This is a genomic window from Ensifer sp. 38_S197 (assembly GCF_056924495.1).
In genome coordinates, this window is record NZ_JBXOVZ010000002.1 from 421,709 (window position 1) to 442,886 (window position 21,178).

The window sequence follows — 21,178 nt, forward strand, 5'->3', positions numbered from 1 at the left end:
GTGCGCGCGGTTTTCGGCCCGCATCCCGCGCCAACTTATGAGAAGCGCCGCCGATCGAACGGGCGACGCTTGTCGTTTTCAGCGGCGATTTGCCTCTCGTCCCTCTCCCCCTGACGGTGAGAGGGTCAGATCGGCCGCTCTTTAGCCCATGCGCTCGGAAGCGTAGGAGCCCGGGCTCGGCGGGAAGACGACGACGCGGTTGCCGTTGATGAAGCAGCGGTGATGGATGTGCGCGTGCACCGCACGCGCCAGCACCTGGCTTTCGACATCGCGGCCGATCGAGACATAGTCTTCCGCGCTCTGGGCGTGGGTGATGCGGGCGATGTCCTGCTCGATGATCGGGCCTTCGTCGAGGTCGGCGGTGACATAATGCGCCGTCGCGCCGATCAGCTTCACGCCGCGCTCATAGGCCTGCTTGTAGGGGTTGGCCCCCTTGAACGACGGCAGGAAGGAGTGGTGGATGTTGATGATCCGGCCCGACATCTTCTTGCAGAGCGCATCCGACAGGACCTGCATGTAGCGGGCAAGCACGATCAGCTCGGCGCCGGTCTGCTCGACGATCTCCAGGAGCTGCGCTTCCGCCTTCGGCTTGTTCTCCTTCGTCACCTTGATGTGATGGAAGGGAATGTCGTGGTTGACGATCACCTTCTGATAATCGAAGTGGTTGGAGACGACGCCGACGATGTCGATCGGCAGCGCGCCGATCTTCCAGCGGTAGAGCAGGTCGTTGAGGCAATGGCCGAAACGCGACACCATCAGCAGCACCTTCATGCGCTCTTCGCTGTCACGGATTTCGGCCGCCATATTGAAGCGCTTGACGACCGGCTCGAAGCCCTCCTTGAGCTCATCGAGCTTGACGCCTTCCTGGCTGATGAAGGTCAGCCGCATGAAGAACAGGCCGGTCTCGAGGTCGTCGAACTGCGAACTGTCTGAAATGTAACAGCCCTTTTCGGCGAGATAGCCGGTGATGGCGGCGACGATGCCGCGGGTGGTCTTGCAGCTGACGTTCAGCACATAGCTTTTCATCGGTAGGTCTCTCGCTCCAGAGGTTTTTCCGGCCCCCCCATATACGGCCAGTCACGCAAAAACTAGCGCGGCCTTTTCGCCGCCGACGATCCATTCGCGACATTCGCTTGACGGAACCGGCCAGACGAGCCGGTCAGCACAATACAGCTTCAGCCTGATGGTGCCTGGAGAGAGGTCGGGCAGAAAGTCGCACTCGCCTCAGCGCGGCGTGCGATCCGGATGCGCGCGGGCGAAAGCCTCGATCTCCGCACAATGCTGATCGATGGCGACAAGCCGCGGGCAAGCGCCGAGATCCACCTCCCAGCGGCGAGCGTTGTAGACCTGCGGCACCAGGCAGAAATCCGCCATCGTCGGGCGGTCGCCATGGCAGAACCGGCCCGTTGCGGTATGGTCGAGCAACCGTTCAAAGGCGGCAAGCCCCTCGCCGATGAACTTGCGCATCCAGTCGCGCCGCGCCGCTTCGCCATCCGTGGCATTGGCCATGACATGGGAGATCACGCCGAGATTGCACACAGGGTGGATGTCCATGGCGATCGCATAGGACAGCGTGCGCACCCGTTGGCGCGCGACCGCATCATCCGGCAGGAAGCCGCTATTGGCACGCGTCTCGGCGAGATACTCGATGATGGCGAGCGATTGCGTGAAGCGCTCGCCATCGATGTCGAGAACGGGCACGAGGCCTTGCGGATTGCGCGCCAGATGCTCCGGCTGCTTGTGCGCCTTGGCGAGCAGGTCGACCGGCACCGAACGATAGCTTTCGCCGAGGCTATTGAGCGCGATACGCACCCGGTAGCTCGCCGACGAACGCCAGTAGTCGTAAAGGACGGTCTCGCTCATGCCTTTGCCCGTTCTGTCGCTCGGCCGTATCAGGCCTTGTTGTAGGCTTCGACGGTCTGCTCGATCGCGCCAAAGATCGAATGACCCGCCTTGTCCTTCATCTCGATGCGCACGACGTCGCCGACCCTCAGGAACTGAGTCTTCGCCGCGCCGCCGACGATCGTCTCGATCATCCGCAGTTCTGCAATGCAGGAATAACCGGCACCGCCCTCGGCGACCGGCTTGCCCGGTCCGCCGTCGAGCTTGTTGGAGACCGTTCCCGAACCGATGATCGTGCCTGCAGCGAGCGGCCGGGTCTTGGCGGCATGGGCAACCAACTGGGCAAAGTCGAAAGTCATATCGATGCCGGCGTTGGCGCGACCGAAGGGCTTGCCGTTGAGGTCGACGCAGAGCGGCAGATGCAGCTTGCCACCGTCCCAAGCGTCGCCCAATTCATCCGGAGAAACGGCGACCGGCGAGAAGGCGGAAGACGGCTTCGACTGGAAGAAGCCGAAGCCCTTCGCGAGCTCTGCCGGGATGAGTCCGCGCAGCGACACGTCGTTGACCAGCATGATGAGGCGGATCGCCGTCCGCGCCTCTTCGATCGTCGCCGCCATCGGCACGTCGTCGACGATGACGGCAACTTCGCCCTCCATGTCGACGCCCCAGCTTTCGTCGACAAGCGGGATCGGATCACGCGGCGCGATGAAACTGTCGGAGCCGCCTTGATACATCAGCGGATCCGTCCAGAAGCTCGACGGCATCTCGGCATTGCGGGCCTTGCGGACCAGCTCGACGTGATTGACGTAGGCCGAACCGTCGGCCCATTGGTAAGCGCGCGGCAACGGCGAGAGCGCATCGTGTTCATGGAACCGGATCGTCGGCTGCGAGCCGGTCTCGATCCCCTCGGCCACGCGCGCCAGCCGAGGACCGGCATGCGCCCAATCGTCAAGCGCTGCCTGCAGCGTGCGGGCGATATGCCCGACCTCGGAGCAGCGGGTAAGATCATGGGAGACGACCACGAGCTTTCCATCGCGCGAACCGTCCTTGAGTGTCGCCAGTTTCATGCAGTCCTCCCTCTCAACCTTTTCATTGTTTCACGCGGTTTCGGAGGAAACCGCGCCTGCCGCATAGGAATTATGCGGCAGCTTAAAGTGTTACAGCGGCCTTAGCGCGTCTTCAAAGACGCGCGGCGCTGTAAACGGACGAATCGTCCGTAAGCTTCACAACAAGGCCGTCGGCAGCGATCGTCAAGGCGCCCGCCCAGTTTTTGCGGGCCGCCGCAATCCAGTGGTTTTCGGTTATGTCCGGATCATCGGCGGGGATCAGATGGTGCAGCACCAGCCGGCCGACGCCGGCGGCCGTCGCGATCGCGGCCGCCTGTTCGGCGAAGCTGTGGCTCGCAAGCAGATGCTCCTTCAGCCGCGCGCCATTGCCGGTGCGCGCCACTAGCCGGTCGACGCCTTCGGCAAGCATCGCCTCATGCACGAGAATGTCGGCGCCTCTGGCGAAATCGGCAAGCGGCGGGAAATAGGCCGTGTCGGACGAGAATACGACTGAGCCTTCCGCATGGTCGAAGCGGAGCGCAAAACAGTCGGTGACCGGCGGATGGTCGACGCGCAGCGCCGACAACGTCAGGCCGTTCTCCGAGAAGATTTTGCCCTCGGAATATTCGATGACCTCGACCAGCGCACGCAGGTCCGGCCGCCCTTCATCGACGATGCGGATGTCGATGTCGAACGCCAGCGACTGCAGGAAGCCCTGCCAACAGGCAAGTGTCCCGACAGGACCGAAGACGCGCACGGGATGCGCGAGTCCGGCGGTCCAGGCGGTGTGGATCAGCGGTCCAAGTTCGAGCACATGGTCCGAATGCAGATGGGTGATGACGATGAGATCGAGCGCTTTCAGCGCTACGCCGGCATCCGTCACCCCGCGGGTGACGCCGAGGCCGCAATCGACGACGACCCTGCGACCGCCGATTTCGAGGAGCGACGAGGTCGGCCACGGGCCGCCCGGCCGGATCGCCGGACCGCCCTTGCTGCCGAGCAAAACGAGGCGTGAACTCAAGACCAATCGCCTTCCGGCGTCCCGTTAAACCGCTTCTTGAGATCGCTCCAGCAATCGATGTAGTTGTCCTGCAACGTCTCCAGTTCGGCGGCGTAGCGGGTCAGCTGCTGCGGGAAGCGGGTCTCGAACATGAAGGCCATCGTATGGTCGAGCTTCACCGGTTTCAACTCGCTGTTTGTCGCCTTGTCGTAGCCAGACGCGTCAGGCCCGTGCGCCAGCATCATGTTGTGCAGGCTCATGCCGCCGGGCACGAAACCCTCTTCCTTCGCGTCATAACGGCCGTAGATCAGCCCCATGAACTCGCTCATGATGTTGCGGTGGTACCAGGGCGGCCGGAAGGTGTGTTCGGCGACCAGCCAGCGCGGCGGGAAGATCACGAAATCGACATTCGCCGTCCCCTCTTCGCCGGAAGGTGCCGTCAGGACCGTGAAGATCGACGGATCCGGGTGGTCGAAGAGGATTGCGCCGACGGGCGAGAAGGTCTTGAGGTCGTATTTATAGGGCGCGTAGTTGCCGTGCCAGGCGACGACATCGAGCGGCGAGTGGCCGATCTCGGTCACGTGGAAGCCGCCGCACCACTTCACATGCACGCGGCAGGGAGTCTCCTTCTCCTCGAAGGCGGCGACCGGCGTCTTGAAATCGCGCGGGTTGGCGAGGCAGTTTGCGCCGATCGGGCCGCGATCCGGCAGCGTGAACTTGGCGCCGTAGTTTTCGCAGATGTAACCGCGCCAGACCTTCTCGTCGCCAAGCCGCGTGACCTTGAACATGGTACCGCGCGGCACGAGGCAGATCTCCGAGGGTTGCACGTCCATCTTGCCGAGTTCGGTGAAGACCTGGATCGCGCCGGTCTCTGGAACGATCAGGAGCTCGCCGTCGGCGTTGAAGAAATAGTCGTCCACCATGTCGGCGTTGAAGGCATAGGCATGCGCCGCCATCCCGGTCTGCGTCGGTGCGTCGCCCGCCGTCGTCATCGTGCGGATGCCCTCAAGGAAATTGAGCTTCTCCGATGGCGTCGGCAGCGGGTTCCAGCGCAACTGGCCGAGTGCCAGCGAATGTTCGGCCATATGCGGCGCCGTCTTCCAGTGTGGATAGTCGATCCTGCTGAAGCGCCCTGTGTGGCGGACACTCGGCCGGATACGGTAGAGCCAGGAACGCTCGTTGGTGCCGCGCGGCGCGGTGAAGGGCGAGCCGGAAAGCTGCTCGGCATAAAGCCCGTAGGCGCATTTCTGCGGGCTGTTCTGCCCCTGCGGCAGAGCGCCGGGCAAACTTTCGGTCTCGAAATCGTTGCCGAAGCCCGGCATGTAGCCGAGCGCCTCGGCTGCCTTGGCCTGCGCATCGGCCTGTTGTCCTGCCTTCTCGAGCATGGTTCGATCCTCCTCCTCCAAGCGCCTGGCTCCAGCAGGGGAGCGCCCCTTTAAACAGGGGCCGGCATACTTCCGGTGCCACGGCGACGGCTGATCCTCGTGGACGTGAGCGGCGCTTTCGGCATATTAGTTGCAATCGTAACTATCGATTTTGTAACTATCAAGGACACCGCGATGGCCACCGATGGCTTCGAGCTCAATGCCTTTCTGCCCTACCGCTTGAACCGAGCAGCCGAATTCGTCGCCCTGCGCTTCGCGGCCCAATACAAGGCACGCTACCAGCTCACCCGCCCGGAATGGCGCACGCTCGCAGCCCTCGGCAGCACCGGCCGTCCGATGACGGCGACCGAGGTCGGCGCCCACTCGGCCATGCACAAGACCAAAGTCAGCCGCGCCGTCGCGGCCCTCGAAAAACGCCGCTGGCTGACGCGGCGTGAACATGAGGACGACCGCCGCGTCGAGCATCTGGAACTGACGAAGACAGGCATTCGGGCCTATGGCGAATTGACCGAGCTTGCTGCCCACTATCAGGCGGAATTGAACGCGCTGATCGGTCCGGCCGAGATGCAGGCGCTGGCTGTCGGCCTGGAAGCAGTGGAACGCGCCATCGTCAGGATCGAAAAACCCGACAACGCCCGCGGCTGAGCTCAGCCTTTCATCCGTTCCGGGATCGGCACGCCTTCGAAGCTTTTCAGCGTTTCGAGCACGATCGAGGTCTTCACATGCTGCACGCTGTCGTGAGGCAGCAGCACGTCGTTGACGAAGCGCGAAAGCCCGGCGAGATCCGGCGTCACTACTCTCAGATGATAGTCCATCTCGCCCGTCAGGGCATAGGCCTCCAGAACTTCGGGCAGGCTGGAGACGAGCTTGCCGAACCGCTTGGCATTGTCGCGATTGTGGGTGGCGAGCGTCACCGAGATCACCACCATCAGATCAAGGCCGAGCTTCTGCCGGTCGATCTGGGCCTGATAGCCGGTGATATAGCCTTCCGCTTCGAGCCGGGTGCGCCGCCGGGAGCATTGCGACGGCGAAAGCGCGATGCGTTCGGACAGTTCGTTGTTGGTCAGATGCCCGTCGCGCTGCAATTCACTGAGGATCTTGAGATCGAAGCCGTCAAGCTGCTCCATTCGTGCGCCCTAATACAATATTTTGCATGTTTCGTGCACCATTTTGTCCAAACAGCGCAAGAATACAAGCATCATGCATGGGAATTGCGTCATACTCCAGCAAAGTTTGGAAGAACAAGAGGAGACTTCCGATGGGCCCCTTCCCGCATGACGCCCCGCCGGCAACCATTACCGCTGACAACCCCGCCGGCACCGACGGCTTCGAATTTGTCGAATTCGCCCATCCGGAACCGGAGAAGCTGGCCGAGCTCTTTACCCGCATGGGCTACAGCCCGGTCGCCAAGCACAAATCCAAGAACATCACCGTCTGGCGGCAGGGCGATATCAACTACATCCTGAATGCCGAGCCGGGTTCCCATGCCATGCGCTTCGTCGATCAGCATGGCCCCTGCGCGCCGTCCATGGCCTGGCGCGTCGTCGACGCCAAGCACGCCTTCGACCATGCGGTCTCGAAGGGCGCGATCCCTTACGAAGGCAACGACAAGTGTCTCGACGTTCCGGCCATCGTCGGCATCGGCGGTTCGCTGCTCTATTTCGTCGAAACCTACGGCGCCAAGGGCTCGGCCTATGAAGCCGAATTCGAATGGACCGGCGAGCGCAACCCGAAGCCCGAAGGCGTCGGCTTCTATTATCTCGATCACCTCACCCACAACGTCTATCGCGGCAACATGGACAAGTGGTGGGCCTTCTACCGTGAACTCTTCAACTTCACGCAGATCCACTTCTTCGACATCGACGGCCGCATTACCGGCCTCGTCAGCCGCGCGATCACCTCGCCCTGCGGCAAGATCCGCATTCCCTTGAACGAGTCCAAGGACGATACGAGCCAGATCGAGGAATATCTGCGCAAGTACAAGGGTGAAGGCATCCAGCACATCGCCGTCGGCACCGAAGCGATCTACGACGCCACCGACAAGCTCGCCGACAATGGACTGAAGTTCATGCCCGGCCCGCCGGAAACCTATTACGAGATGTCACACGAGCGTGTGCACGGCCATGACGAGCCGATCGAGCGCATGAAGAAGCACGGCATCCTCATCGACGGCGAAGGCGTGGTGAATGGCGGCATGACGAAGATCCTGCTGCAGATCTTCTCGAAGACCGTGATCGGCCCGATCTTCTTCGAGTTCATTCAGCGCAAGGGCGACGAAGGCTTTGGCGAGGGCAATTTCCGCGCCCTGTTCGAATCGATCGAAGCCGACCAGATCCGTCGCGGCGAACTGGGACCGCAGGCGGCCGAGTAAACAGGCCTGGCCCGGAAAATCTTGGCCGGACGGCAGGGCCGGCCTCTCGAAGCTTAGGAGCCTCTCGCCTCAAGCGAGGGGCTTTTCTATGGAGCCGACATCTCACAACGTGATCGCGTCCGCGTGCCCGATCGAACAGATATCGCAATCGTCGATCTCAGTTCGTGGCATCGTTGACGACGCGCCAGTTCGGGCGGCCGAGGTCATGCGGCCATTCGATCACGTCACGGTCGTTGAAGTAGACGACTTCAGCCAGTTTCGGGAACTGCGGATCCGGCTGTGTCGCGGCGTTCATCCACGGCTGCATATAGGCCTGGCTGCCTTCCCATCCGAGTTCGGCCACCCAGATCGGCTTGTTGTACTTGGCCACCAGGTCGTAGCCGGGCTTCAGCGCCTCGGCGAAGGTCTTCGGTCCGCCGTACTCGATCTTGTCGAAGGGCTCGAGCCCGAAGACGGACAGCCCGACGAGATCGACATAGTCGTCACCCGGATAGTAGGCTTCGAGGTTCGGCAGTCCTTTCGGCGACCACATGATCTGCGCTTTCGGCGCCTTCTCGCGCACGATGTCCATGGCATGCCTGTAGGCCTTGATCCAATCCTGGGGTTCCCAACCGGCCCAGGAGAAGCGGCCGGAGGTGTCTTCCATTTCCTGCCCCCAGCGCACGACGACCGGGCTTTTCAGTTCGGCAATCGCGTTGGCGATCGCTTCCATGTTGGGATCATATTCGCCCCTGAGCATCCGGTCGCGGAGTTGCGTCGGCGTCAGTTTCCAGTCGAGCGACCAGGACCAGGGCTCGATGGTGATCAGCAGATTGCGCTTGCGCTGAAGCGCATACTCGTCAGCGGTGCGCAAGGATGCGAGATCGACATCTTCCCACGGCAGGAACAGAGCCTCGGTCGTCACGTCGCCTTGGGCGCCGAAATCGCCATGCGGATCGTAAGCGCCGAATTTCGTTCCGCCAGGGTGCATGACGGGACGTTTGTCGATCATCATCTCGGTCTGTCCGGCATTACCCGCGGGATTGGCTTGCTCCTGCGCCAACGCGGACACCATGCTGCCGAAGTCCAGCTGCAGGGCCAGGGCAGTGCATAGGGCGAATGCCAATTTGCGTTTCATTTCATCCTCCTGCTGCGTCTATTTCTTGGCCAGGAACTGTTCCTTGAGACGCAATGCCTTTGCTGTGATGTCGTCCTGGGCGACGAGGCTGTAGTAAGCGTCATTGGGCTTGGGCTTTGCGTGCTTGAAGACATACCACTCGCCGTTTGGCACTTTCCGCTGATAGATCGTGTCGCCGATCTTGGCGTGGCCGAAACAGGTCCGAGCGTCGCCCGCATCGACCGCGGTCGTCCATATGGCCTGCATGCACATCATGCCGAGGTCGCTGACGTACCAGTTGCCTTCGGCGAAGGAGCGGTCACCGTTGCCCTTGTCGACAAAGGCAACGAGCTTTCGGTCATGCGCGGTGAAGCGTGCGCCGCCGGTCGACCATTGCCAGGTCTTGTTGCGGTAGAGCGAATAGACTTCGTAAGCGCTGAGCGGCGTCGGCTTGATCTCCATCTTCGCCTTGACCGGCTCGGCGCCCAAGTAGACCGCGGCGGCTGCAAACGGCAGCGACAGCGGCAGAATCATGACTTTTATCGACCCTTTCATCGCCTTTCTCCTCGTCTTGGAGATTTACACACTCGATTTCTCGCCGCCGTCATGACGGCATGTCGTATCGGCCGACCTTCTTTGTCGTCGTCGTTTCCCGGTATTCCGTTTCGCTGACACGTCCTTCGACGCTCTTAGCGGTGGCCCGTGACAAGGCAGCCTCGGTCCGCGCCCCGCTCTCAGGCGGCGGCGAAAAGCCTTTCCATTGCAAATGGAAACGAACGATCCTGAGCTTCGTGCCGAGGCCGGCGCCGGCAACTGCGAATTTCGCGTCGGTGAAGGTCACGAAGCCCAGGCCGTGCGACAGCGCCTCCGTTGCCTCGGCACCGTGGCGCACGGCCGATTGGGCAGACAGCACCGAGACCAGCACCAGAGAGCCGGCCGTCATCGCGGTCACCGTCGAACGCGGCACGAGAGGCAGCCCGTTCTCGCGCGCGTGCCGAACATGGATCACCACCGCGAGCCCGGCATAGATGAGAGCGTTGATCGCGGCGAAGACGTAGAAGCCGCGCGCCGCTCCCGCATCGGCAATCAGCCAGACGGCGAGCGCCGACATCAGAGAAAGCAGGAGATAGGGCGTCAGCACACGAAGCGGCAGGGGAGCTGCTGCGCCGCCGCCTTTCGGCGTGATGTGAAAATCGACGAACGAGCCGCTCAGATGATCGCGCACCGCCGCCAGGCAGCCAAGCAGCGACCAGGGCCACCGCGCGAACAGGAACAGGATCGTCTCCCAACTCAGCACCCGCGCGTCATGCGGGCGGAAGGTGCCGGTCGAACGCCAGAAATAGGCGAGCACGACCAGAACCAGCGACAAAGGCACGAAATGCAGCAGGAAATCGGGATATTCGACCGCGACGAAGACCCGTCCCATGAGCAGCGCCGCGATCGGCATCACGAACATCAGCGCCATGAAGCACGAAAACAGCGGGTACCAGAACTGCGAAAAGAGGAACTGGAACTGCAGCCGCGGCGGCAGCTTCGGCACGTATACGGGCGAGTACTTCAACAGGATCGCCACCAGGCTGCGCGACCATTGGAATTCCTGAACCACGAGATCGGCAAAGTTCGCCGGCCCGTCGCCATGGGCGATGGCGTTCAGGGCATGCACGCCGCGCCAGCCATGGGCATTCATCATCAGCGTCGTCGAATGATCTTCGGCGAGTTCCGGACCCAGCCCGCCGATCTGCTTCAGCGCCTTTGTCCGCACGGCGTAATGCGAACCGATGCACAGCGGCGCCCAGCCGTTGTTGTAGCCGACCTGCAGGGAGCCGTGCAGGCTTGCCTCCGCATAGAGCCGCCCGCGTGCCGCCCAGCTTGTGGCGGCATTCGCGTCGCATATGCTCGGCGCCGAGACGTAGCCGACCGACGGGTCGTTGAAGGGACGCAGCACCTCGACGAGATAGGTGGCTTCGGGCACGTGATCGGCGTCGAACTGCGCCACGAAATCGTAGCGCTCATAGGCGTAGTGATCGTAGAAATAGGCGAGGTTTCCTTCCTTGCAGCGCGTGCGGCGTGGCCAGGTGGCGCGATGATATTCGGCGACACCCTTTCGCGTTGAGATGAAAACCCCGTGGGCCGCACACCAGGAAACCGTTTCCGGCGACGGGTCCTCGTCCGCCAGCCAGACATCGAAGTCGCAGCCGGTCTGGTCCAGCATTGCCTGCAGCGTCTTGCGCACAACGGCAAACGGCTCGGACGGCGCCTTGGTGACGACCATCGCGATCCGCCCTCGGGGCACCGGACCCGTGTCCACGGTGGCCACCTTCGCGCCGGAAAAGATCATGATGAAATAGACCGGCAGCAGGATGATCCATCCGACGACGACGGTGATGAGGATGTAGCATGGCCAGTCCATGACGTGGACCGGATCGAACCACCACCGCCAGAAATACACGAAGGCCGCGAACCATGCGGTAACGCCCAACATGTTTAGCATCTGCAGGCGTCCGGAAAACAGCACCGTCAGACGAGGCCTGACATGTCGCACTTGCCGCGCACGCGCGAGATCGGCATAGTGCCGAAATCCGTCGAATGCGGCGGCCCAGCTCATCACCGCACCTCCAGGCCGAAACCCGGCGCCGCCGTGCGGATGATGGTGTCGATGTCCGAGAGCGCCGGGCGGAAGCCCAGCCGCTGCCGCGCCCGGCTCGTGTCGGCATAGAGCACGGGCGGATCGCCGGGGCGACGCGGCAACATCTGCACGGGAACCTGTCGCCCGGTGACGCGATCGATGGCCTCGAGAACCTGCCGGATCGACGTTCCGTGTCCGGAGCCGAGATTGGCGCGCAGCACTTCGCCGCCTTCACGCAGATAGTTGACGGCCGCGACATGCGCATCGGCGAGGTCGGTCACGTGAATGTAGTCGCGAATGCAGGTTCCGTCCGGCGTCGGATAATCGTCGCCGAAGACGTCGAGTTTTTCGATCCCGCCGGCCGCCGCCATCAGGGCGCGCGGTATGAGATGCGTTTCCGGATCGTGCCGTTCCGTGAGCTGTCCTTCCGGATCGGCGCCCGCGGCGTTGAAGTAGCGCAAGGCGACGGAACGAAGATCATAGGCGCGCGCGTAGTCGCCGAGCATCAGCTCGATCATCAGTTTCGTACGCCCATAGGGGTTTATCGGAAATTGCTCCGTGTCCTCGGTGATCGGAAGCCGCGGCGGCACGCCGTAGGTGGCGCAGGAGCTGGAAAATACGATGTGTTTAAGCCCGGTGACACGGCAGGCCTCGAGCAGCGCGATGCTGCCTGCAACATTGTTGCGATAGTATTTTCCCGGGTCTTCGACGGATTCCCCGACATAGGCGGAAGCCGCGAAGTGGATCACGCATTCGGGCAGAAACGTCCGGATCGCCGTCGCCAGCCGTTCCGTGTCCTCAAGCTCGCCTTCAACGAGGGGACCCCAGCCTACGTTGGTCCTATGCCCCGTCGAAAGATTGTCATAGACGACGGGAACGAAATCTTGCTCAGCAAGGCGCTTGCAGGTGTGGCTTCCTATGAAACCGGCACCGCCGGTGACGAGTATGACGCGGGACATCTCATACCGCCTCTCCCGCCGTTGCGCGATCGGCTGCGCTGAGGCGCTCCTCGAAGTAAGCGATGGTGCGCTCGAGCCCGTCGCGCAGCATGACCTTCGGCTCCCAGGCGAGCTCCGTAAGCGCGTGCGATATATCGGGACGGCGCTGACGCGGATCGTCGACGGCCGCCGCTTGGTGAACGATGCGCGAGCGTGAGCCGGTCAGCGACCGCACCATTTCCGCAAGTTCGAGAACCGTGAATTCGCCGGGATTGCCGAGGTTGATCGGCCCGATGCAATCACCGGCCGAGACCGAAAGCCGGAGAAAACCGTCGATCAGGTCGTCGACATAGCAGAAGGACCGGGTCTGCTGCCCATCGCCATAGATCGTCAGGTCCTTGCCGAGCAGGGCCTGGACGACGAAATTGGAGATCACCCGGCCGTCGTCCGCCCGCATGCGCGGGCCGTAGGTATTGAAGATGCGCGCGACCTTGATCTTGACCCGATGGGATCGGTGGTAGTCGAAGAACAGGGTTTCGGCCGACCGTTTTCCTTCATCGTAGCAGGCACGCGGGCCGATCGGGTTGACGTTGCCGAAATAGACCTCGCGTTGCGGGCTGAAGAGCGGATCGCCATAGACTTCCGAGGTCGAGGACTGGATGACCGTGGCGCCGGTGGCGCGCGCATTCTCAAGTGCATGCAGCGCGCCAAGGACGTTGGTCATGAGAGTGCCGACCGGATCGGCCTGATAGTCGGGCGGTGATGCCGGAGAAGCAAAATTGAAGATGACGTCAGCATCGATCAGATAGGGTTTGCGAACGTCATGATCGATGACGTGGAAATGCGGGTTCTGCACCAAATGAAAGAGATTTTCGCGCCGTCCCGTCGAAAAATTGTCGAGACAAATGACCGTATGACCTAGAGAAAGAAGTCTTTCGCAAATATGCGAACCAAGAAAACCGCCTCCGCCTGTTACTAGTATTCTTCTCGGTATTCCTGCAATCTTCTTTAGAAACTCGCGTTGCCCGACGACAGACAACGGGCCTGGAACGACCTTTCGCATGCGCACCTCCAATTATTCTACACACCATTCCTCATGGTGATTGGAGACGGGCTGCCCATAGGAAATATAATAAGGAATTGTTTCTTTATTACAATTTCACGCACAACCCGACAGAACAAGAATTCTACGATCCATCCCAATATCTTCTTATCTTAAATTTCAATATTAGCTAATTATCAAATAACTACCGACGCGTCAACTAAAACGATAAGGACTTATATAATATAATATGAAATAAGAATAGAGTTACCCGGGAAATAGCCGCAGATTGCTACACTATAATCCAGACAAAGTAATCATTTAATACTTTATTAATCATATTATAGCTATTACGGGCTACCGATCACTCTTGAAATCCTGCTTTTTCGGGGGGAGTAGTCCGGCGGGCGATGTCGGTCGGGTGTTCCGCCGTGGGCACCATCCTTCGCCCCAAGCGAGGTCACGGGAAGCTGGCATGCAAGCCCTGATCAGCAGCCAAAACGCAATTAACTGCGCACTCGACGGTGTCGAGGCACAGCAATGAAATGCCTGGTCGATGCTTCCGAGTTTAGTTCTTCCAGCGCGACGAAAGCGTCTCGCCACCGCGTTCGGCGGCCGCATCGTTGGTGAAGTAACGCGACGCCGCTTCCGTGCGGTTGCGGACGTTCATCTTCTTGTAGATGTTGCGGACATGAACCTTGACGGTATTCTCCGACAATCCAAGACGATCGGCGATGATCTTGTTTTGCGTTCCCTTGCAGATCAGATCGAGGATCTGAACTTCGCGGGTCGTCAATCCGTCGGGCCCGGCATCGCGCTTGCGCCGACCTGCGCCTGCGCTCGCTCCGGACAGCTCTGACCGCCGACCATAGAGACTGCTCGCAGCGAAGGGCTCGGGCGAAAGCCGTCGCAGCAAGGCGGCGGGGAAGTGCTCGCCCCCCTTCATCAGCAAATCGATGGCTGCAAGGCAGACGTCCAGGTTCAGGTTCAACGGCAGAACGCCGTGGATCAGCCGTTCTTCAACGAAGCCGGCGATCGACGGATCGAGTTCCTCGGCATTCTCCACCACCAGACCGATCGAGGTCTTGGGGTGAAACTCGTGTATGGTCCGCAAGATCGCTGGAAAGGACTTGGCCGGCATGCGGTAGAGCATGATCAGCGTCACGTCGACGAGACTGCCGTCCAACAGATTGTCCGGATCGGAAAAGCAGACGATGTCGTGCCCCTGAAACCGCGAACCGACCGCCTGCATCAGGCACTCGGCAAACAGATCAATCTTGGCGAGCATGACGATCTTTTTCTTCTGCGACAAAGCCTTGTTGTTTTCTTCAAAATCATCAACGCTGGAGCTTCCCGGATACATTACGCCCTCCTAGGATTTTTCCATTTATTTTTATGGGTGCACGTTTTTCCCGCAGCGCACCACACTTTCAGAAAATTTATTCGGAACCACTATGCGTCACGGCGACTTCCCACCCCGGGGAAAATTCGCGATAGCTAATGTAACGTAAAGATCTTCATTACGAAACAACCCAAAAGGATTATTGGCGCCCCGAAAGTGTCCTTAAATCGTTATAAATCGAACCATCTTTGGGTTACACGGCGACTGCCTCACGCATTGACGCTCGAAAAATGCCATCCCGATGGCAGCGACCGCTCTTCCACCGGACACGGCGCCCCACCCATTTCCGCGAAAGGCAGCCCATTCCGAGACGAAAAGAAGGATTAGCTGCCCAGGTATTCGCCGCGCCGCCTACCCATCCCTCGGGCCGATATACCTAAAAATACTTCCTTGGAGCTAGTGTGCTGGCGGCCTGGGCGAAGCGGATCGACCGATCGCGCGAAGAAGCGGGAGCACAACCGCATGGTTGGCGCCGACAGCCACACTGGCGTGAGCAAATTCAAATGCTATAACAACGGCTTGCAGGCTGCGGATTACGCCAAAAAGAGCCAATAATTACAACCCACTAACTAGAATAGGTATCTTCCGCGCGCCCGCATTTGGAGTCACATTGGCATTTCGTTTTTGAGTATGCAGCTTGGGTTTCGGCGGAACGCTATTCCGCTCATTTCCATCAACCCAGCGTGTGGCGTAAGCGTAAATCCCGAGTAAGTGTAAAGTATACATTGATCGATTGCGGATCTCGATCCGCTATGTCATTTAAAAAAAGCATAAAAATAGAATTGTATTTTAATAAAGCAATACAAATCGGATTGGAATATTGTTTCTTCCTCAAAACGGAGCCAACCCCAGCAAAAATACCGTAAGATTTAAGGGTATTTGGTGTTGGCTCCTTTTTAACCCAAACGCCGCTTCGTCGCTCTCGACCAGGGAGTAACCCCTCGGTCTTTGCGCTCGCTCCGGTCGAGCGCCTTCTCGAAAGACGAGGCAGACAATGAGTCCCCGCGAACCTACTTCTTCTCGAGCGCCTGCGTCAGCTGGTCGACGATATCCTGCTGCGACTTCAGGCCGGAGGCGGTCAGATAGAGCTTGGCGAAGTAAAGATAGACGACATGGCCATCCTTCGAACAGGCGGATGCTCTAAGCGCGCCGCACGCAAATCCCGTGCAACGCGCCTCGATCGATGGAGCCTGCGCTTGCGCGCTCTCGCTACCCAGCGACGCCGCGCGCACCCTGCTTGCCGATCCGGGCCGCATCCGTTGCCCTGTCCTCGTCCGTCACCGAAGAGAACCGCTTCAGCCTGCGACCGAGCTTCGCATTGATGTCGTCCATCACGGTGAACATGACGGGGACGAAGACGAGGCTGAGCATCGTCGAGGTGATCAGGCCCCCGATCACGGCGATTGCCATCGGTGCCCGGAAAGCGGCATCGGCGCCGATGCCGATCGCGGCGGGAACCATGCCCGCCACCATGGCGATGGTCGTCATGATGATCGGCCGCGCGCGGGTGACGCCCGCCATCAGCAAGGCCGTCCGCCGATCGGCACCCCCGTTGCGGCACTCGATCGCATGGTCGACGAGCAGGATCGAGTTCTTGCAGACGATGCCCATCAGCATGAGGATGCCGATCGTCGACGAGAGATCGAGCGAAGCGCCGAAGAGCAGCAAGGCGAGCGCCGCCCCGCCGATCGACAGCGGCAAGGCCACCAGGATGGTGATCGGCTGCAGGAAATCCTTGAACAAGAGCACCAGAACCGCCGCGACCATCAGGATCCCCGCAAGCAACGCCAGCGCGAAGTTGCGGAACATCTCCGACATGTACTCTGCTTCGCCGTAGTTGGCCTGCGACACGCCCAAGGGCAGTTCGGTCATGGCCGGCAGCGCCGAGATCGCCTCGAACGCGGTCCCAAGCGTGATGCCGTTGAGGTTGGCCTCGACGGCGATCAGGCGTTTGCGATCCAGGCGTTCGACGCTGCTTTCCTCCGCGCCGAAGGAGATATCGGCGACCGATGTCAACGGCACCACTGTTCCGGCATTCGTGCCGACCCTTAGATTGCGGAGCGTATCGACGTCCCCCCTGGCCGACTGGTCGAGCATGACGCGGATGGGCACCTGGCGGTTGCCGAGGTTGAAACGTGCCGAATTGCTTTCGCTGTCCCCCATCGTGGCGATGCGCGCGACGGTACCGATCGAAGTCACCGAGACGCCTAGCCTTGCCGCCTCGTCGAAGCGCGGCTTGACCAGCAGCTCCGGCGAAAGGAGCGGCTCGGTGGACTGGACGTTGACCAGTCCGGGAAGCGCACGCATCTCCTTTTCGAGACGGCGCACCGAAGCCGTCAGCGCCGCCGGATCGTCGCTCGTCAGATAGATCGAGAGATCCTTGGCCCCCTCGACGGACGAGAACGTGGCCTGGATATCAGGCGTTGCCGCCAACAGCGGGCGCAGCGACAACTCGAAGGACTTGCGATCGAGCCCGCGTTCCTCGCGTGGCTTGAGCTTGATGCGGAGAGACACCTCGTTGAGGTTTTCCGCCGTCGCCAGAACGCTTTCGACCTCAGGCTTTGCCTTGATCTGACCGACCAGATCGTCGGAGATGCGGGCCGTTTCTTCAAGACGCGTGCCCGGCGGCAGGGTGATCTTGAGCTGCGACACGTTGCTGTCGCTTGTCGGCAGGAAACCGGTCGGCAGCATCGTCAGCAGCCCGATCGAGCCGATGAAGATCAGGGCGACCAGCGACAAGGCCGTCTTGCGATGAGCGAGCGTCCACCCGAGCAAGCGGCGATAGCCGTCGGCAATGCGCGATGGCTTGCCGGAATGGCCATGGCCGCCCCTTGGCCGCAGCAGGTAGGCCGCCATCAGCGGTGTCAGCAGGCGTGCCACCGCCAGCGAAAACAGCACGGCGATCGCAACCGTCAGGCCGAACTGCTTGAAATACTGGCCCACTGCGCCGCCGATGAAGCTGACCGGCGCAAAGACCGCGACGATCGTCAAGGTCGTGGCGACGATGGCAAGACCGATCGCGTCGGCCGCGTCGATCGCTGCGATGAATGGGCGCTTGCCCATGTCGACATGGCGTTCGATGTTCTCGATCTCGACGATCGCATCGTCGACGAGAATGCCGATGACGAGCGTCAGCGCCAGCAGGCTGATGCCGTTGAGCGTGAAGCCGAGCAGGTCCATCACCGCGAAGGTCGGCAGGATGGAGAGCGGCATGGCAAGCGCGGAGATCAGCGTCGCCCGCCAGTTGCGCAGGAAGGCGAAAACGACGACGACGGTCAGGATCGCGCCTTCGATCAGGGCCGTGACGGCCGCGTCGTAGCTTTCCTGCGTGTATTCGACAAGCGAGATCAGCTCCGTGAATTCGACGCCCGGCATACGCTGGCGGATTTCCTTCAGTCGCGCGGCAACGGCGTCGGCAACGACGGTATCGCTTGACCCCTTGCTGCGCGAAACCGAGAAGCTGACGACCGGCTCGCCGTCGACACCTGCGAAGTTGCGCGGTTCGGAGGAGGTGTCCTCGACCGTCGCGATATCGGAAAGCTGCACCCAGCGGCCGCCCGATAGCGGGATTGACAGCCGCGACAATTCCTCGACCGAGCCGGCGCTGCCGACCGTGCGGATCGACTGCTCGCGGCCACCGATCTCACCGCGTCCGCTGGGGATGTTGGTGTTGATCTCGCGCAGTGCCGTATTCACCTGGTCGGCGGTCACCCCAACCGCCAGCAGACGCTCGGGGTTGAGCGACACGCGGACCTCGCGATTGACGCCGCCGAGACGCTGTACCTTCTGCACGCCGGGCAGCGTCAGCAGTTCGCTGTTGATCGTATCGTCCACGAACCAGGAGAGTTCCACCGGCGACATGTCTGGCGCGCGCACCGCGTAATAGACGATGGCGCTGCCATCGACATCGACGCGCGAGACGATGGGTTCCTGGATCGACTGCGGCAGGTCGGAGCGGATCTGCGCCACGGCCTCGCGCACGTCGTTGGCGGCGCGGTCCGGATCGGTGCCGATCTTGAACTCGACCGTGGTCGTCGACACGCCATTGGTGATGGTCGAGCGCATATGGCTGACCCCGACAAGGCCGGCGGCCACGCCTTCGACGCGGCGCGTCACCTGCGTTTCCATTTCGGCCGGCTGGGCGCTCGGCTGCGTGATCACAACCGTCACAACCGGGAACGACACGCTCGGATTGGCGTTGACAGGCAACCGCAGGAACGAGGCGATGCCCATCAATGTGAGGACGACGAAGAGAACGATCGTCGGAACGGGCTTCCGGATTGCCCAGGCAGAGATGTTGCCGGTCATTGCGGCTCGCCCGCCTGTGCCGGCTGGACATCTCTCGCCAGGACCGCCTCACCCTCGCGCAGCGAAACCCCGGCCTTGAGAACAACCCGGTCGCCGGTCGCGAGCCCGGAGACGATTTCGACCTTGCCACCCTGGCGCATGCCCGGCTGAACCGTCTTGCGGGTCACCTTGCCGGCATCGACGACAAAGACCGAAACCGTGCCGTCGGGTGCCCCGTAAAGCAGCGCGGAATCGTCGACCATGATCGCCTTGCGCTCGGCCACGACGATCTCCGCCCGGCCGAAGGTGCCGGCAAAGGGCGGCTTGCTCGTATTCAGCGTGACCTGAGCGGTGCCGAGCCGGGTTTCGCGATCGATCTTCGGATTGATCACCCGTACCGTCCCTTCGATCCAGTCACTGCGACCGGAGAGCCTGACCCTGACGATCTGGCCGACGGCGAGCAGCGGCAGTTCGGTTTCGGGGACTTCTGCGGCGAACTCGATCTCGCCGTCGCGGATCAGCTTGACCAGCGGATCCGAGCCCGCAAGCGCACCGGCGCGGGCGAGCCGCTCGGAGACAACGCCCGCGGCTGGCGCCAGGATCACGGCGCGTTCGAGCTTGCGGCGTGCCTCGGCCGCGAGCGCTTCCGCCTGCTCGTAGTCGGCCCGCGCCACCTTTACCGCCTGCTCGGCGATCGCGAGCGCCGAGACTCGTTCCTCGAGAATGGTCTCGGCCTGAAGGTGGCGCAATTGCCGGGCACGGGCGATCTTCCTCTGCTCCTGCGTGACCGTTTCCGCCTCCCGCGCCATCGTTGCGCCGGCACGTGCCACCCGGCCCTCCGCCTCGCGCAGGAGGTTTTCCAGCATGTCGGTCTCCAATCGGGCAATCACCTGCCCGACTGCCACCCGGTCGCCGATCTCGACTTCGACTTTGGCGATACGCTGATCGGTCAAGGTCGTGCCGACGGCAATCTCCTCGCGAGCGACGAAGATGCCGGCGAAGGAGCGTGTCCATTCCTGGGGACGGCTGTCGGCGACGAATGTCGATACCGTGCGGGCAATTGCGGCACTGTCGACGGGAACGGAGGCCGCGGCCTCCCCGGAGGCGTGCGCCGCACCATGCGTCATGGCGAGCGCGAGGAGCGCAGCAAGGACGACGTTCAACTCAACTGTGCGTCTCATTTCATTGGCTTTCTATTGGCAAGGCCGGTTGGATCGGAAACACGGGCGGTCCGAGTTCTCGGCCTCGAGATCGGGCAAAGTGCGTCGTATAATAATTAGATCAATCGATCTAATTATCTGATCCATCAAACGCGACAATTGTAAGGCAGATCACACACTAGCATTGCGGGAAGATGGCGGAATTGCTGTCAGCGAGCGACCTTGACAGCGGCACGCCACCCCACGAAATTAGAGTGTTCGGTCTAATAAAGAGACCGGCAAGCAAGGAGAATTGGCGATGCGCAAGGTCGACCCCGAGAAACACGCCGCCAAACGTCGACTGATCCTCGATGCAGCAATCGCCTGTTTTGCGCGAAAGGGTTTTCACGGCACGTCGACCGCCGAAATCTGTGCCGAGGCAGGCATGAGCCCGGGCAATCTTTTCCATTATTTTCCGACCAAGCACACCATTATCGCGGCGATCGTGGAGGAGGAACGTCAAGAAACGGCGGAGATCTTCCGTAAATTGGGCGAAGCCGAAGACCTGTTCGCCGCGCTGCTCGGTTTCATGGACACCGTTCTCGAGCTCGCGGGCGACCCAACCTACTCGAGCCTGGCGCTCGAAATCGCCGCTGAAGCGATGCGCGACGAGCGGATCGGTGTGCTCGCGGCCGCCAATGACGCCGAGTTTCAGGGAGCCCTTGCGGCGCTGCTTCGCGGCGCGGCCAGCAGAAATCAGATCGATCGGACTGTGGACGCCGCCGGCGCCGCCCGATGGATCGCCGCGATCATCGACGGCATCTTCAGCCGGGTCGCTGTCGATCCCGGCTTCAAGCCGAAGGACGAAGGCGCGATGCTGCGGCTTCTCCTGACCCGGTTTCTCCGCCCGCAGGGCTGATGGCTTGCGAACGGAATGGGCGAAGCAAGCATTCGCTTGCCCTAGTCATTTGATTCAGGCCCGCCGGCTTTCGCCGGAGGGCCCG

At 61.5% G+C, this 21,178-nt stretch carries 18 protein-coding genes; 3 read left to right on the forward strand and 15 right to left on the reverse strand.

All coding sequences use genetic code 11. From position 1 onward, the window contains the following. Positions 1-141: 141 nt before the first annotated feature. From purU to hmgA, 5 genes are all read right to left on the reverse strand, one after another. Positions 142-1,026, reverse strand: coding sequence for a formyltetrahydrofolate deformylase (gene purU / locus AC1Z3V_RS15320; protein ID WP_429812977.1), 885 nt, complete (start codon positions 1,024-1,026; stop codon positions 142-144). Positions 1,027-1,224: 198 nt separating this feature from the next. Beyond that, positions 1,225-1,863, reverse strand: coding sequence for a maleylacetoacetate isomerase (gene maiA, locus AC1Z3V_RS15325; protein ID WP_483500159.1), 639 nt, complete (start codon positions 1,861-1,863; stop codon positions 1,225-1,227). Between the two features lie 29 nt (positions 1,864-1,892). Then, a complete protein-coding gene (locus AC1Z3V_RS15330; RefSeq protein ID WP_483500161.1) occupies positions 1,893-2,909 on the reverse strand; it encodes a fumarylacetoacetate hydrolase family protein in 1,017 nt (338 codons plus the stop codon). A 112-nt stretch (positions 2,910-3,021) separates the two neighbouring features. Continuing rightward, on the reverse strand, positions 3,022-3,909 hold the full coding sequence (locus AC1Z3V_RS15335) for an MBL fold metallo-hydrolase (protein WP_483500163.1): 888 nt from the start codon (positions 3,907-3,909) through the stop codon (positions 3,022-3,024). Further along, a complete protein-coding gene (hmgA, locus tag AC1Z3V_RS15340; protein ID WP_483500165.1) occupies positions 3,906-5,273 on the reverse strand; it encodes a homogentisate 1,2-dioxygenase in 1,368 nt (455 codons plus the stop codon). Before hmgA ends, AC1Z3V_RS15335 begins: the two co-directional genes overlap by 4 nt. 174 nt (positions 5,274-5,447) lie before the next feature. Between hmgA and AC1Z3V_RS15345 the strand changes: the two genes are divergently transcribed. Then, a complete protein-coding gene (locus AC1Z3V_RS15345) occupies positions 5,448-5,918 on the forward strand; it encodes a MarR family winged helix-turn-helix transcriptional regulator (protein WP_483500167.1) in 471 nt (156 codons plus the stop codon). A 2-nt stretch (positions 5,919-5,920) separates the two neighbouring features. Here the strand turns inward: AC1Z3V_RS15345 and AC1Z3V_RS15350 are convergent, their stop codons facing one another. Continuing rightward, complete coding sequence (locus tag AC1Z3V_RS15350) at positions 5,921-6,400, reverse strand: Lrp/AsnC family transcriptional regulator (RefSeq protein ID WP_065375464.1); 480 nt, start codon at positions 6,398-6,400, stop codon at positions 5,921-5,923. Between the two features lie 131 nt (positions 6,401-6,531). Here AC1Z3V_RS15350 and hppD point away from each other — a divergent pair, with 131 nt between their 5' ends. Then, positions 6,532-7,644, forward strand: coding sequence for a 4-hydroxyphenylpyruvate dioxygenase (hppD, locus tag AC1Z3V_RS15355; RefSeq protein WP_483500169.1), 1,113 nt, complete (start codon positions 6,532-6,534; stop codon positions 7,642-7,644). Positions 7,645-7,801: 157 nt separating this feature from the next. Here the strand turns inward: hppD and AC1Z3V_RS15360 are convergent, their stop codons facing one another. From AC1Z3V_RS15360 to AC1Z3V_RS15400, 9 genes are all read right to left on the reverse strand, one after another. Then, positions 7,802-8,761: a glycoside hydrolase family 26 protein gene (locus tag AC1Z3V_RS15360; protein WP_483500171.1), complete on the reverse strand. Its 960-nt coding sequence runs from the start codon at positions 8,759-8,761 to the stop codon at positions 7,802-7,804. A gap of 18 nt (positions 8,762-8,779) precedes the next feature. Next, entirely contained in the window at positions 8,780-9,295 is a 516-nt protein-coding gene (locus AC1Z3V_RS15365) for a DUF995 domain-containing protein (protein ID WP_483500173.1), read from the reverse strand. 49 nt (positions 9,296-9,344) lie between these two features. Then, the gene (locus tag AC1Z3V_RS15370) at positions 9,345-11,345 is read right to left on the reverse strand and encodes a glycosyltransferase (protein ID WP_483500175.1); all 2,001 of its coding nucleotides are present in this window, start codon (positions 11,343-11,345) and stop codon (positions 9,345-9,347) included. Then, a complete protein-coding gene (gene galE, locus AC1Z3V_RS15375) occupies positions 11,345-12,325 on the reverse strand; it encodes a UDP-glucose 4-epimerase GalE (RefSeq protein WP_483500177.1) in 981 nt (326 codons plus the stop codon). Before galE ends, AC1Z3V_RS15370 begins: the two co-directional genes overlap by 1 nt. Before the next feature lies 1 nt (position 12,326). Then, positions 12,327-13,367: a UDP-glucuronic acid decarboxylase family protein gene (locus tag AC1Z3V_RS15380; protein ID WP_483500179.1), complete on the reverse strand. Its 1,041-nt coding sequence runs from the start codon at positions 13,365-13,367 to the stop codon at positions 12,327-12,329. Positions 13,368-13,914: 547 nt separating this feature from the next. Beyond that, a complete protein-coding gene (locus tag AC1Z3V_RS15385) occupies positions 13,915-14,709 on the reverse strand; it encodes a helix-turn-helix transcriptional regulator (RefSeq protein ID WP_483500181.1) in 795 nt (264 codons plus the stop codon). A 1,049-nt stretch (positions 14,710-15,758) separates the two neighbouring features. After that, positions 15,759-15,980, reverse strand: a complete 222-nt coding sequence (locus AC1Z3V_RS15390; RefSeq protein ID WP_483500182.1) for a hypothetical protein — start codon at positions 15,978-15,980, stop codon at positions 15,759-15,761. Further along, positions 15,958-19,056, reverse strand: coding sequence for an efflux RND transporter permease subunit (locus tag AC1Z3V_RS15395; protein ID WP_483500184.1), 3,099 nt, complete (start codon positions 19,054-19,056; stop codon positions 15,958-15,960). The genes AC1Z3V_RS15390 and AC1Z3V_RS15395 overlap by 23 nt, the downstream gene beginning before the upstream one ends. Then, complete coding sequence (locus tag AC1Z3V_RS15400) at positions 19,053-20,216, reverse strand: efflux RND transporter periplasmic adaptor subunit (protein WP_483500186.1); 1,164 nt, start codon at positions 20,214-20,216, stop codon at positions 19,053-19,055. The genes AC1Z3V_RS15395 and AC1Z3V_RS15400 overlap by 4 nt, the downstream gene beginning before the upstream one ends. Before the next feature lie 277 nt (positions 20,217-20,493). Here AC1Z3V_RS15400 and AC1Z3V_RS15405 point away from each other — a divergent pair, with 277 nt between their 5' ends. Continuing rightward, positions 20,494-21,093: a TetR/AcrR family transcriptional regulator gene (locus AC1Z3V_RS15405; RefSeq protein WP_483500188.1), complete on the forward strand. Its 600-nt coding sequence runs from the start codon at positions 20,494-20,496 to the stop codon at positions 21,091-21,093. The last annotated feature ends 85 nt before the right edge of the window (positions 21,094-21,178 follow it).

What these genes read in the sequence shown, in the direction of transcription:
- AC1Z3V_RS15360 (WP_483500171.1), bottom strand. Translation starts at nt 8,761, where the DNA reads ATGAAACGCAAATTGGCATTCGCCCTATGCACTGCCCTGGCCCTGCAG.
- AC1Z3V_RS15400 (WP_483500186.1), bottom strand. Translation starts at nt 20,216, where the DNA reads ATGAGACGCACAGTTGAGTTGAACGTCGTCCTTGCTGCGCTCCTCGCG.
- AC1Z3V_RS15345 (WP_483500167.1), top strand. Translation starts at nt 5,448, where the DNA reads ATGGCCACCGATGGCTTCGAGCTCAATGCCTTTCTGCCCTACCGCTTG.
- AC1Z3V_RS15385 (WP_483500181.1), bottom strand. Translation starts at nt 14,709, where the DNA reads ATGTATCCGGGAAGCTCCAGCGTTGATGATTTTGAAGAAAACAACAAG.
- AC1Z3V_RS15380 (WP_483500179.1), bottom strand. Translation starts at nt 13,367, where the DNA reads ATGCGAAAGGTCGTTCCAGGCCCGTTGTCTGTCGTCGGGCAACGCGAG.
- AC1Z3V_RS15370 (WP_483500175.1), bottom strand. Translation starts at nt 11,345, where the DNA reads ATGAGCTGGGCCGCCGCATTCGACGGATTTCGGCACTATGCCGATCTC.
- AC1Z3V_RS15395 (WP_483500184.1), bottom strand. Translation starts at nt 19,056, where the DNA reads ATGACCGGCAACATCTCTGCCTGGGCAATCCGGAAGCCCGTTCCGACG.
- AC1Z3V_RS15330 (WP_483500161.1), bottom strand. Translation starts at nt 2,909, where the DNA reads ATGAAACTGGCGACACTCAAGGACGGTTCGCGCGATGGAAAGCTCGTG.
- maiA (WP_483500159.1), bottom strand. Translation starts at nt 1,863, where the DNA reads ATGAGCGAGACCGTCCTTTACGACTACTGGCGTTCGTCGGCGAGCTAC.
- AC1Z3V_RS15350 (WP_065375464.1), bottom strand. Translation starts at nt 6,400, where the DNA reads ATGGAGCAGCTTGACGGCTTCGATCTCAAGATCCTCAGTGAATTGCAG.
- AC1Z3V_RS15405 (WP_483500188.1), top strand. Translation starts at nt 20,494, where the DNA reads ATGCGCAAGGTCGACCCCGAGAAACACGCCGCCAAACGTCGACTGATC.
- AC1Z3V_RS15365 (WP_483500173.1), bottom strand. Translation starts at nt 9,295, where the DNA reads ATGAAAGGGTCGATAAAAGTCATGATTCTGCCGCTGTCGCTGCCGTTT.
- hmgA (WP_483500165.1), bottom strand. Translation starts at nt 5,273, where the DNA reads ATGCTCGAGAAGGCAGGACAACAGGCCGATGCGCAGGCCAAGGCAGCC.
- hppD (WP_483500169.1), top strand. Translation starts at nt 6,532, where the DNA reads ATGGGCCCCTTCCCGCATGACGCCCCGCCGGCAACCATTACCGCTGAC.
- purU (WP_429812977.1), bottom strand. Translation starts at nt 1,026, where the DNA reads ATGAAAAGCTATGTGCTGAACGTCAGCTGCAAGACCACCCGCGGCATC.
- galE (WP_483500177.1), bottom strand. Translation starts at nt 12,325, where the DNA reads ATGTCCCGCGTCATACTCGTCACCGGCGGTGCCGGTTTCATAGGAAGC.